The organism is Flintibacter sp. (assembly GCF_046973065.1).
Genome location: NZ_JBKVXZ010000036.1, coordinates 22161 through 33849, shown reverse-complemented (window position 1 = coordinate 33849; position 11689 = coordinate 22161). Strand labels below are relative to the sequence as shown.

Here is an 11689-nt window from a genome sequence, read left to right as displayed (position 1 = left end):
AAAAATCGAACGATTATCCGATAGCACCGAAGAAAAACTCCCACCCAGAGGTGTTAAACTGATACATCTCAGGCCCCAGCCTGGAATTGTATGTGTTATACCAAGATATCGTTTTTCCGTCAGGTGATTTCTTTGCCCATAGACTATTTGCGGAATGTATATACCCAAGGCCAAATCCGGCAGTATAGTCCGTGCCGATTTTGCTTGTATCCAATACGCACAGACAGGCATCTTCGTCGTGATTTTCGATCCCATTTCCGAGAGGGATATACCGGGCAGAGCTCCCTCCTGGGTCCGGATTTTCATAATATGCAAACACGAAAATCAGCTTAGGCAGAAAATCGAACGAATAAATACCAAGGTGAGCAGCGGAGAAAGAGACGCTGGCCCGCCCAAAAGCAGGCCAGCGTGCGGAAAAAGGGTTTTGTATCCTGCAACAGATTTTTTCAGCTCGCCATTTCGTTGCAATCTACGGACCGTTTTATCCCACGAGCATCGCAAAACCGGACAAGCGTGGAGCGGTCGACCTTCAGGGCGCGAGCGATGGACGCATAGCTGTTTCCCAGGTCCAGCAGGGTTTGAATCACGTTTTCCTTGCCTGTGAGCTTGGTGTGCTTGCCAAGTGCTCCTTTTGGGCGGCCCAGTTGGATGCCCTCTGCCCGCTTTCGAGCCAAAGCGTCCCGCGTCCGCTCTGAGATCAGCGCCCGCTCAATTTCCGCGGCTAAGCCAAAGGCAAACGCGAGGACTTTGCTAGTGAGGTTATCGCCCAAGCGCCAGCCCTCTTTGATCGTCCAGATCCCACACCCCTTGCCCAAGCAATACGCCATGATCGAGAAGATCATGAGGAGGCTCCGGCCCAGGCGGGTGATCTCGGTGGAGATGATGGTGTCGTCGCTTGTGACGCTTTGGAGCTTCTTGCCGAGTTTGCGCTTGTCGAAATGCTTCATCCCGCTTGCGGTCTCGATAATCCAGTCATCGATGTGGATCGGCGGGTTTTGATGGGCGCAAAAATCCTCGATGGCGAACATCTGGTTTTCGACCGTCTGCTTCCCAGTGCTGACTCTGACATAACCCAGGTACATAATCAAATCCTTCTTTCTATTTTTTTGGAGGTGTGCCATGAAAATTATAAACACAGTTTCATCGTCCGGTGGAAGCTACAGAATCCAGGATGATCCATCCCGGACCTCGCCGCCCAGCGGCTACGCCAGGGTGCCGGAAGAGCTGGATTTGACGGAATTCTACGCCGCGAAGGGATTTGTCTCTCCGAGCTTTGAGGATGATGTCATGACCGGCTACATCGTCAATCAAGAGCTGCTGGACGCTTGGAACGCCGCACATCCCAATCCGGACGCCGCTGAGCAGCAGGCGGCAGCGGTCCGGGCGCAGCGGGACAAGCTGCTGGCAGACACAGATTGGACGCAGACCCTGGACGCCCCCATCGACGCCGCCACGCGGGAGGCCATGCGTACATACCGGCAGGCATTGCGGGATATGCCGCAGCAAGAGGGGTTTCCGACAGACGTCCAGTGGCCGGAGCTGCCGGAGACCACCAAAGCCGTGCCCGATCCCGTAGATACGGCATTTGATGCGCTCGTCGGAATTGGAGGTGATGAACATGCGTAAAGAAAAGGCGGTGGAGATGCGCCGGGCGGCGCTGCTGTCGGCGCAGGGAGCCACGGATGAGCAGGCGCTTGCCATGCCCTCCCTGTACCCGGAGTGGGCCGCAGGCGTGGCTTACGGCGGCGAGGGAGAGCCCTGCATTGTCCGCCAGCCCGGGACCTCGCAGCTGTACCGGATCAACGAGGGCAAGGCCCACACGTCTCAGGCGGGATGGGAGCCGGCGTCAACCCCCTCCCTATGGACCGCCAACCAGGGCACCGAAGCTGGGACAAAAGAAGACCCCATCCCGGCTGTGCGCGGGATGGAGTACGAGTACGGACTGTATTACAAGGACCCGGAAGACGGCAAGACCTACCTCTGTACCCGCACCGGCGAGGCGGAGGGCGGCACTGTGGTACTGCAATATCTCCCGCACGAGTTAATCGGGCAGTATTTTGAGGAGCAGACTGGTGTGACTTAAAAAAAGCGGCGCTCCCTGATTAGGGGGAGCGTCGCTATGCACTCGGCCAAGAAATTCTTCTAAGAAACTGACCTATTTTTTCTCAAATATCCTGTCCAAATTTCTCAAAAATCTTGTCGCGCCACATCGATTCATTGTACACTCCTCCTTAGGTAGAATAAGAGGATTATACAATGGCACAAGAGATCAGAAAATTAGTGATACCAGGATTCAAGCAACTCACGAACTTCTTCAGAACGGATTCTCTCCTTCCAGCAGTCTATCTCCTGTTCAATGCGTTGTTTATGTTTCAAATACTTGATGCCAGACACAAGGGGAAGGAGAGAACGCAGGTACTCAATTCGCTCCTGCATATACGGAATCATGCTGCCGGTTCCTCCCCAATGGGGCGGTTCTAAGGGTAGCCGCTCAAAAACATCTGGATTGGCATTGAGAGATAAGAACTTTTCCACTGCTTTTCTCCGCCGCTCACAAGACAATTCCTCTATCGCAGTAAACAGTAGGCACATCCGGTCTTTATCATGTCCATATCTTTCAATGGTATGTTGCATCCAAAGGTCTTGCTTTACAATGATCTCCTGATGAGATGCTTCGTGGTGCAACATCATCTTTACCGGTGACCAATATGACCAATATGTCAATTCTTCTCGTTTGCTATAGCAATAATCAAACACGCCGTCCGCCAAATCGATATACTGTTCTGCATCCCATATTTTCAGGAGTCTTGTAGTATCATAATGGTCATACACTCTGAAGTGATCTCCCTGTGCGGTGATCAAGCAGTCAAGGTATCTATATAGGAATGAGGTGTCAACCGAGATAATTGCATACAACAACACTCCATCAAAATCCTCATGATTGGAATAAGAGATCCCTTTCAGATAGATTTCTTCCAGAAGAGGAAGTTCATTTGAAAACTCCCGCAAAGTTTCATCTGCTTCCTGCTGGTTACTATGATTCAAAATCCAATAAACATACAGGCTGAAAATAAACGGCGCCTCTTCATAGTGCTCCGAAATAGTGCGCAGCGCTTTCACTATTATTTTAGGCTCCACGATCTCGTATTTGCGTAAGGAATCTATTCTTCGATAAGGCGATGCCTTTATCTCTACATCCGGTGTGTCCAAATACTGCAACAGCTCTGCTACCCAGTGTGCGGACACTTGTTGTTCGGGCATTAGTGAGAAAAAGGACCACAGCCATACATTTTGCTGATTATACTTATATTGGGCAATAAATTTCTTTACTTCCAACACAGGCCTGATTTTAAATAGTCTCTCTAAGATCTGTCCAGCATATATCTGATACGGAGTATCCGCCCTCATGTAGGCATCTGTCAAATATAGGTACAGTTGTTGCTGATCTTGAATCGCTTCAAACACATATCCAAGCCCTGCACCCAATTCTCTCTCTTCTTTATCAAAAGTCTGGGCGCTCTCTATACACACTTGGAGCAAACAGTCTATATCTTGAGGTGTGAATCCCTCTACCAGTTTGCAAACTCTTTCCTTATGTCGCTGTACCCCTTTCTCATATCCCTCCGAATAGTCTTCAGAACGATGGGACACAAGCGCAGAATAGATCCTATACTTTTCCGAGTTAAGAAACGGGGCCAGTATATCCAGTGCGCAATAATCAATGTGCTTTGCAACTTGTTTAATGCGTGCCGCGATAACGCAGTGGAACAAGTTTTCTGTATGGAATAGGGAAAAGAATTTTAATACTTCTTCAAACTCGGCCTTCACCACATCCAAACCTGTATCAACGCCATAATGAGGCATACTGTACTTATATAGAATTTGCTCAATCTCAGCCTGCCCATTTCCGCGCTGATAAATCTGATAGAGTTGCGACCAAAGCATTTTTCGGTATTCCAAAACGGGCGGATCTGGTGGAATTGTCAGTGTGTAAATCGACACGGTATTGTGCCGGCCACCCTCCGCCTTCGAAACATCGAGCTTTAAAAAATGGCTCGCAACCCAAACGAATAAAGCTAATAGGTTTGCATTTTCCGGGGTCGTATTGACCCCTTCGCAGAGCTTTTTGACTACCGCGCTCTGCGTAAAATATCCAAGGCGAGGAGAATCTAAACTGACTTCAAACCGTTCTGCGTACACGCTGTAGAATTGCTCAAATAAATCCGGGCGCTTTTTAAAATACAGCAATAGCAGATCTAACGCACTTGGCAGTTCAGAATGGTTTTCAAAGCTGCCCAGAATTTGGAGAATATCATCCGAAACACTCTTGCCCCGTTGGTCATCTTTAAATGGCAATGTTCTCGCATCAAACGGATGGTATGCCTCTTGTTCAATATACTCCTGCAGCAACAAAAGAGTTTGTGTTGGGCGCACCATATGAAAGGCTTTGAAAAATGGGAGAAACTTTCCAATATCACTTTCCAACTTGTCCCACACAAGGTTAATTTGGGCTTCAACATATTCTCTTACACCCTGGTCCGAGAAGACATTTAAGAGGATATTGCATACCTCAATCGTTCTGCTTTGGTTCATCTGAAAGCATGTTTCAATCATTGTGCTGAGGGGAATAATCTTTTCCTCGATAAAAACATACTTGATCAAAAAGTTACTGAAGCTTTGATCTGAAATTCTTGCCGCCTCGTCATTGCACAGATCTACGATTTCCGCTCTGTGGAGCATTTTCAGATCCGATGTAAAATCACTGGTGCTTATTCCCGCAACCTCAAAAATTGGGGCAAGCTTTTCAAGATGCTTTAGATGGATTGCTTGAACAAATGCAATGATTCCAGCAGAACTTACACCTGTCTCACTTTCGATAAGGGCATGCAACTGTTCGCTGTAATAGTTATGATAGAGATCCGATGCATCCTGAATTGCAGCAAGGTTTTCGGAATCTGTCGCAAATTTTCCGGCAAGCATAGCCAGGCGCGCATTCCCCTCCGCAATGGCCACAATGCGGTCCGTGTAAACTCGATTTGTAATTCCGTAGCATGTTTCCATAAGTTTACGGATATCATCGTCACTAAATGTCGAGATTTTAATTGTTTCTGGTTGAATAACCTCCATAACACTTTGCATCACTTGTTTGCGGGCATAGTCGCGTACAGTCAGGATCAATTTTGAAATATGCCGTGATCCTATGGCTGCTTTGGGAAGATACTCCAGCACATGGTGCAATCCAGAAAGCTCATTTGCATCATCAACAAGCACCAGGTAATCTTTTCCTTCTTCAACTGCAGATACCAGATCCTCATACAGCTGCAAGTTGTTGTTTTTTATGACAAACACAGTGTAGCTGTTTTCCTCTGCTAATTGCCGGCATAATTCCAGCGCAAACCTGGTCTTTCCAACACCGGCAGGCCCAGCAATTAGCAAGACGTCGTTATCATGCAAAGCAGTCTTTGCTTTTTCCAACTCCTTTTCTCGAAAAAGGAATTCTGTTCCCAGCGGAGCGGACATTCTGTTTGCATCATGCTTTGCCACAAACATGTCCATTGGCAGAATTTGCCCTGAGTCAATGCTGATTCCCAAAAAATCGCGGGCTAAAATTGGGCACTCACGGAAGATATCATTTCCCAATTGATCCAAGCCAATTAATGTCAGTACGGCGCCATGCTTCTCACAGTACTGTCTAAGGTACTGATCATCGCCAGGCCCTAAGCGGCCATATGTATGGCAATATATGATCTCTACAATATCTTCCGCAGAAACACCAGTCTTTTGAGAATCAAAGCATTTGTCAATGTCCTCAATCGCTTTCTTTAAGAAATCAGTTTTTTGTGTTGTATACATCACAAAGACATACTTATTTTCTGCCGTCAAAAAATAAGTATCTGGATTTCCTTTGGCTGTTTTATCTGTTCCTGTGCGCATACCCAAGGAATAAATATTTTTATATCCTTTATAGCTTAAGTAGGCATCACAAAGATTTTGGAAAGCGCCTCCGTCCATTTGATCAATTCGATTTTTAATATCTGTTAGCTTCGACATTATTGTTGTCCCCCACAAGCAAAATAGTCATAGCCATTAGTTTGTAAGATTCAACTTCATTTTAGCATTCATTTCCATTATGCGCAATTAAATGCCCTTGGGGTCTGCGAATGATTTGGGGATAACAGACGATGCGAACAATTCGTTTCTTAACACCGAATCATTCGCATCGTCATACTTCTTCATTTAGTTGCTATTTTTAATCAAATTTGATATATCTTTAAACATTTTATACACAATAATTCAGTGAAATGCGAACGATCCGGTAGCGCAAAGGGTTCGGTTTTCTGCCACATCTATAACTTCATATTGTTTTATTCTTCTGTTCCGCTTTTGGAACTGTTGATTTGGGCCCGTAGCTCAGTCTGGGAGAGCGTACGGTTCGCATCCGTAAGGTCGAGAGTTCGATCCCCTTCGAGTCCACCAAATCAAGATAATCCGAACCTATTCCCAATCGGGAAAGGGTTCGGATTTATCATTTATCTGGACGAAATTGCATAAGCAAAACGGCGGCGGTATGTATGGTACATACTGCCGCCGCTGTTATTCGGGCTTTGTCCCGTTTTCACCTTTGCTCTGGTTCTGCTGCTGTGCTTGCCATTCAGCAAACGCTCTCTTGCCCTCGTTGCTCTCAAAATAGGCTTGCATATCAGGGAGTAAACAGCGGGCAAGGGATTCTAATTCATAATCAGGGATTTTCGGGTGGTATTGCTTTTTCCGTCGTGTCAAGTTGGCCTCCCTCCTTTGAGGCGCAATTATATTGTCGATAGTTGATAATGTTCTTGATTGCCCCGGCTTCATCGGTAATAGCGACAGTCTTTTCGTAGGTGAGCGGTGCGCCGTGTATCAACGCTTGCGCTTCGGCTTCCGTTATCTGCCATATCTCCGGCCTTTTCACACCCCGGCTTGCCCGGTACAGATTAAAGCCGGGCGGGTACAGGCGTAAACGCGCCCCTTTGATGATCGCTTTCTTTTGTCGCTTGCCCTGTGCGTCTGTTATTTCCGCCTCGGCTATCTGCCCTTTGGTATTTCCGGTGCGGAGCGCTTCCGACAATTCCATATCGCCCAGATATGCGGTTAGGTACAAGCCGGGGTTGTCAATTCCTTGTAGGCTTTTGGTCTTTGTAAATCCATACCCCCAAATTCGCGCCATGTCTGCATTAGGAATGAACGGTGCTTTTTCCGGGAACAAAAAGAGGCAATGCAAATGCCATGCGCCCCGCCCTTGCGGCTCGGCGGCGGTGATGTATTCGGCGGGAGGGTATTCGTGCTTGTCCAGATAGTAGCGAAAGCGTTGCCAGAAGCGGCGAAAGTCCTCATATAGCCGTTTGGCGTCCCTCATGTTTTCGGCATAGGTGAGCGTTACCCATAAGGCATTTTCCGGCTCTGCCAGATTGGTATTGATAAGGTCACGCAACTTGCGGAGGGATTGCGCGACACTGGCTTTGCTGTCTGCCCTGTTCTCAGCATGGCGAAACTCCTTGACTTCGCCTGTCCGCTTGTCTACATATAGTTCGGCACTCACTTTTTCAACGATTGCCGCAGGTACAGAACGCATATATCGGACTTCAATGACATTCCCGCATTGTTTCACAGTTACTTGCGCCTCTGGCGTGTCTGGCCTCACGTCCGGGATTCTGTCAATGTTCATAAAATATCAAGTTAAAATGCCGCCTTCGGCGGCGGGCGGTTCAGCGGCTCTCGCTCCGCTTCGCCGCCCGCCCCGCCCAACATTAACGGCTCATTGCCTCCCGAATAATCGCGTCAAGTGCATCTATGTCGGCAATGTCTGCTATCCGAACTTTTTCCAGCCCCATACCGTCAATATACAAGTGACCCTCCCGCTTTTTGCACTCCATAATCCGACCTGCCGTACTGTCAGGAAAGACCATCCGCCGACCCTCCGGGCTTAAATTGCCCAGCGCAAGACAGCATTGAAAGTTATCCCGCGCAGACGAGAAGTAAGACGCATCGGGCCGCTGGATTCCAACAATGGGGAAAAATTGATAGGCTCTCCCCAGCATAAGGAGTTCGGAGAGAAGCCGCTTCATTTCCTCGGCTTCTTTTTTGTCAAGGGAGGCGATGAAGCTGCCCCACTCATCGATAACGAGATAATGGGGTTCTCCGGCTATCCCAAGTTCTTGCTGTCGCTTGAATGCTGTGTAAAAGTCTCTCAAGCCCTGCACACAATCGGAAAAGCCATAATAACGGGGAAGTCCTGCAAAATCGCGGAAGTCAAACTTCTTAAAATCAAGAAGCCAAAGCTTCGCATTTGGTATGAATTTGAGGATTTTTGCCATCAAAATTTTAATAGCAACCGTCTTGCCTGTGCCAGTAGCGCCTATGACAAGCATATTGATAAAGTGCGTTATATCCATACGGCCAACAGCTTCATCATCAGGTGTAAGCAAGACAGGACGCACATATTTTTGCGGAAGGAAGAATAACAGTGTAAAATTTGTATTACGTGAATATTCCATGCAATAGATGATGCCATTAAGCGACGTTTTCAGTCGGTCATATTGGCGGTCAAAGTCTGGAACAGCAACCCCCTTATTTCTGACCTTCAAAATTAGGCCGTGGGCTTTCTCTCTGTCACGTTTCACGCTGACCAGCACAGGATATTCCCCTTGTGCATTGCGCAACCCACAGCGCCGCACAGCGCGGTCAAAGCGCCGTTTCAGCAGTGGTGGCGTGCGGATCATCTGCACAAGGCAGACAATGGCAGTAAATACGAGGGCAAGGGCAACCATAGCAATTATAAACTCAGGTGATGTAAATGATTTCATGAGAGTTCCTTTCTGGCGGGGGCAACGTGTGTTGCCCCCGCCTAATCTTATTTGTCGCTCTTGATGGTGACAATTTTCGCGGTCTGTGCAGTCGCAGTCATACCGATGCCGCCGTTTCTGCTGGAGTACAGATCGACAGCACAATCTGGAAGCTGCACATAGATGAAATTGCAATCCCGGCAAGCATCATCAATCTGCTCGTCGGTGAGGTTCGGCAGCGGGTCATGGTCAAACTTAACCGCAAGCGGAGCAAGACGAGCGCCTTGCAGCGCAAGGGTTAGCTTGCCCCCCTCTCTCACGTCGGATACCTTTCTCCCGTTTTCATAAGGGAAGATATCAGTTTTCCCTGTCAATACAGCATAGTCATAGCCAGCATTGACGGCGGGCAAGTCAACATTCAGTTTATAGGGCATATAAGTCTCCTTTCTTCACGACCATGTAGCTATCATAGTCGTACAGGCAAACGAGCTCGTTACGAGTATAGTATAATTGAGCAGACTACTGATGACGAGGACATGAAGCATGGAAAAAATACGGGGAAAATGTCTTGGAAAAAGCGAAATCACCATGATACAATAAAGGATAAATTATATTCAGATGGAGGAGAAAGCATGATCGTAGAAAAGGAAAATCGAAAAAGAATTTTGCAGCAATCCCATGGGGAAAGAATTCGCTCCATTAGAAAGCAAGAAGGCATGACACAGGAAAGATTGGCAGAATTGCTCGAGACTGACAGTAAAACCTTAAGCCGTATTGAAAATGGAGATTCGATTTTGAGTGGTGACGCTGCAATTAGGCTGTACTTGGAACGGGGGTACTCCCCAGACTGGATATACGGCATCTCTCAAATACCCAAGGATGATGATAAATTATATTTTGTCGATATACGAGACATATTCCAAATTGGAAATGAGTGCGTTAACATTAAAATAAAAAAATACTTATTTGAACTCTTGATGCGTACAAGCAAAGATGCAGGCGTGGGTGAACTTGATGTTGATGAAGACACAATCGCTTTGAAGAAAGGTATCGAAAAGCAAAAACGCTATTTCACCTATACCAATAATACAAAAGAGTTTTACCGTGCGCAGATAAGCACTGAACAATTTATAGTTGAAACAGAATCGAAGCAATAAAGATAGCCCTTGCGGAAATGCAATCCGCAAGGGCTATCTTTTGCTTATTTATTTTTCTATCAACCTGTTCATACTCACACCCAAGGCTACTGAAATTCTATAAAAGGTTTCTACACTAAAATTGTAAGCAACTTTTTCACTTTCGATCTGGCGGATAAAATCATGAGAACGGCCTATCAATTCAGCCAACTCCGCAGCGGTCAGCCCCTTCTCTTTTCGATACTTCTTGATATTGCGCCGTATCGTATTATAAATATCATCATCAAATACAAGCTGATTCATTTTATGAGCCACCACCTAACAAAAGTGTACCCAAATGTGGCGCAAATGTATGTTAGGCATTGCCTCACAAAATACACTTGTCTTATATGTGCAGGCATGATAGAATAGAACCAGCAAACCCCAGTAATTACAATCTGTTAGGAGGAAAGAACATGAAAAGAATCCCGTCCATTGCACTGGCGTTGGCATTATGCCTGAGCCTGACTGTCCCGGCGTGTGCCGCAAACCAATCAGACAATACCGCCATCACAGACTCCATCGGCAATACTTACACACTTTCCAATTCCGTCCTGTATACACTTTCACGCAAACAAGCAGAAACCATCGACAGAAGTTCCATGAAGATGTTTCTTTCCGGGTTTGAAAGCGATGAAGAGGCATGGACGGGAGCGGAATCCGACCTGCTGGACAAGCACTTTTGGTCAAGGATGGATACTATCTACGCAATTCCCGAAAAAACCACAATTACATTCCCTGCCAACGTAAGCACGGTTGCTTTGTGTGAACTTAATTTTACATGGGATGGCGATACCGCTCGTGCTTCCAATTATTACTATACCAACTATCCCGGAATGCAGGAAATCACGCTGAACGGCAGTGGCTATATTTTAGGTATTGAACTTTGGGATGATAACTCGGCGGAGCCTGTGCCTGAAAATGGTGCTACTCATGATATCATCACCGCCCCGGAGGGCGATTCGTATGTATATGGTGACAGCATAATTTATTTTTATGTGCCGGAAGATGCCGCCGCATCAAATCCCTTTGGTTCTTCTACCACACCCACCACGCCTACCACTCCTACCACCCCCATCGCCCCCGGCACCCCCACCTTTACCGATGTAGCTGCTAATGCCTACTACGCGGATTCGGTGGCATGGGCGGTCGCTAAGGGTATCACGACAGGAACATCACAAACAGCTTTTTCCCCAAACAGCACTTGCACCACGGCACAGATCTTGACTTTCCTCTGGCGGTCACAGGGTTCACCCGAACCGACCAGCAAAACCAATCCGTTCAGCGACGTCAAGACCAGCGATTATTTTTATAAAGCGGCACTGTGGGCCAAAGAGAACAACATTCTTCCGAACACGGGCAGCAATAGCACAGCCTTTAACGGGAATGCCCCTTGCACCCGCGGCATGGCGGTACTGTATATCTGGAGAGCAGCAGGCTTTTATGCTGCTAAAAACCCCAGTAACTTTACCGATGTAGCCGCAACCACGCTCTATGCGCCCGCTGTCGATTGGGCGGTGGAAGCGGGTGTGACTTCCGGCACCAGTGCAAGCACCTTCTCCCCTGACACCACCTGTACCCGCGCCCAAATCGTGACATTCCTGTATCGGGCATTTTCCAAATAATAACTCTGCATAATTTCAAAGGCGGTCAAAGCTTTTTGCTTTGACCGTCTTTTATTCTCTATTCGCGTTG

The 11689-nt window shown here is 47.3% G+C and carries 11 protein-coding genes and 1 tRNA gene; 5 read left to right on the top strand and 7 right to left on the bottom strand.

Annotated features, from left to right (window positions below; genetic code table 11):
* Positions 1–446: 446 nt before the first annotated feature.
* Entirely contained in the window at positions 447–1082 is a 636-nt protein-coding gene (locus tag ACLTXB_RS12675) for a recombinase family protein (protein WP_317336366.1), read from the bottom strand.
* Between the two features lie 37 nt (positions 1083–1119).
* Here ACLTXB_RS12675 and ACLTXB_RS12670 point away from each other — a divergent pair, with 37 nt between their 5' ends.
* Positions 1120–1626, top strand: coding sequence for a tail fiber assembly protein (locus ACLTXB_RS12670; RefSeq protein WP_317336367.1), 507 nt, complete (start codon positions 1120–1122; stop codon positions 1624–1626).
* Positions 1619–2083, top strand: coding sequence for a hypothetical protein (locus ACLTXB_RS12665; protein ID WP_317336368.1), 465 nt, complete (start codon positions 1619–1621; stop codon positions 2081–2083). The genes ACLTXB_RS12670 and ACLTXB_RS12665 overlap by 8 nt, the downstream gene beginning before the upstream one ends.
* 194 nt (positions 2084–2277) lie before the next feature.
* Here the strand turns inward: ACLTXB_RS12665 and ACLTXB_RS12660 are convergent, their stop codons facing one another.
* Positions 2278–6051, bottom strand: a complete 3774-nt coding sequence (locus ACLTXB_RS12660) for an ATP-binding protein (RefSeq protein WP_412261598.1) — start codon at positions 6049–6051, stop codon at positions 2278–2280.
* A gap of 349 nt (positions 6052–6400) precedes the next feature.
* Between ACLTXB_RS12660 and ACLTXB_RS12655 the strand changes: the two genes are divergently transcribed.
* A tRNA-Ala gene (locus ACLTXB_RS12655) sits at positions 6401–6477 on the top strand.
* Between the two features lie 117 nt (positions 6478–6594).
* On the opposite strand, the gene ACLTXB_RS12650 is transcribed toward ACLTXB_RS12655, so the two are convergent.
* The 4 genes from ACLTXB_RS12650 to ACLTXB_RS12635 all read right to left on the bottom strand — a co-directional run bounded on the left by ACLTXB_RS12650 (position 6595) and on the right by ACLTXB_RS12635 (position 9253).
* Entirely contained in the window at positions 6595–6780 is a 186-nt protein-coding gene (locus ACLTXB_RS12650; protein WP_156621174.1) for a hypothetical protein, read from the bottom strand.
* Complete coding sequence (locus ACLTXB_RS12645; RefSeq protein WP_428227246.1) at positions 6740–7702, bottom strand: rolling circle replication-associated protein; 963 nt, start codon at positions 7700–7702, stop codon at positions 6740–6742. The genes ACLTXB_RS12650 and ACLTXB_RS12645 overlap by 41 nt, the downstream gene beginning before the upstream one ends.
* Positions 7703–7784: 82 nt before the next feature.
* Entirely contained in the window at positions 7785–8840 is a 1056-nt protein-coding gene (locus tag ACLTXB_RS12640) for an FtsK/SpoIIIE domain-containing protein (protein ID WP_156621173.1), read from the bottom strand.
* Between the two features lie 47 nt (positions 8841–8887).
* Complete coding sequence (locus ACLTXB_RS12635) at positions 8888–9253, bottom strand: hypothetical protein (RefSeq protein ID WP_317336195.1); 366 nt, start codon at positions 9251–9253, stop codon at positions 8888–8890.
* Between the two features lie 102 nt (positions 9254–9355).
* Here ACLTXB_RS12635 and ACLTXB_RS12630 point away from each other — a divergent pair, with 102 nt between their 5' ends.
* On the top strand, positions 9356–9976 hold the full coding sequence (locus ACLTXB_RS12630) for a helix-turn-helix domain-containing protein (protein ID WP_428227245.1): 621 nt from the start codon (positions 9356–9358) through the stop codon (positions 9974–9976).
* Positions 9977–10024: 48 nt separating this feature from the next.
* On the opposite strand, the gene ACLTXB_RS12625 is transcribed toward ACLTXB_RS12630, so the two are convergent.
* Positions 10025–10258: a helix-turn-helix domain-containing protein gene (locus ACLTXB_RS12625; protein WP_156621170.1), complete on the bottom strand. Its 234-nt coding sequence runs from the start codon at positions 10256–10258 to the stop codon at positions 10025–10027.
* A 152-nt stretch (positions 10259–10410) separates the two neighbouring features.
* Between ACLTXB_RS12625 and ACLTXB_RS12620 the strand changes: the two genes are divergently transcribed.
* The gene (locus tag ACLTXB_RS12620; protein ID WP_317336191.1) at positions 10411–11619 is read left to right on the top strand and encodes an S-layer homology domain-containing protein; all 1209 of its coding nucleotides are present in this window, start codon (positions 10411–10413) and stop codon (positions 11617–11619) included.
* Positions 11620–11689: the final 70 nt, after the last annotated feature.

What these genes read in the sequence shown, in the direction of transcription:
- ACLTXB_RS12675 (WP_317336366.1), bottom strand. Translation starts at nt 1,082, where the DNA reads ATGTACCTGGGTTATGTCAGAGTCAGCACTGGGAAGCAGACGGTCGAA.
- ACLTXB_RS12670 (WP_317336367.1), top strand. Translation starts at nt 1,120, where the DNA reads ATGAAAATTATAAACACAGTTTCATCGTCCGGTGGAAGCTACAGAATC.
- ACLTXB_RS12665 (WP_317336368.1), top strand. Translation starts at nt 1,619, where the DNA reads ATGCGTAAAGAAAAGGCGGTGGAGATGCGCCGGGCGGCGCTGCTGTCG.
- ACLTXB_RS12660 (WP_412261598.1), bottom strand. Translation starts at nt 6,051, where the DNA reads ATGTCGAAGCTAACAGATATTAAAAATCGAATTGATCAAATGGACGGA.
- ACLTXB_RS12645 (WP_428227246.1), bottom strand. Translation starts at nt 7,702, where the DNA reads ATGAACATTGACAGAATCCCGGACGTGAGGCCAGACACGCCAGAGGCG.
- ACLTXB_RS12640 (WP_156621173.1), bottom strand. Translation starts at nt 8,840, where the DNA reads ATGAAATCATTTACATCACCTGAGTTTATAATTGCTATGGTTGCCCTT.
- ACLTXB_RS12635 (WP_317336195.1), bottom strand. Translation starts at nt 9,253, where the DNA reads ATGCCCTATAAACTGAATGTTGACTTGCCCGCCGTCAATGCTGGCTAT.
- ACLTXB_RS12630 (WP_428227245.1), top strand. Translation starts at nt 9,356, where the DNA reads ATGAAGCATGGAAAAAATACGGGGAAAATGTCTTGGAAAAAGCGAAAT.
- ACLTXB_RS12625 (WP_156621170.1), bottom strand. Translation starts at nt 10,258, where the DNA reads ATGAATCAGCTTGTATTTGATGATGATATTTATAATACGATACGGCGC.
- ACLTXB_RS12620 (WP_317336191.1), top strand. Translation starts at nt 10,411, where the DNA reads ATGAAAAGAATCCCGTCCATTGCACTGGCGTTGGCATTATGCCTGAGC.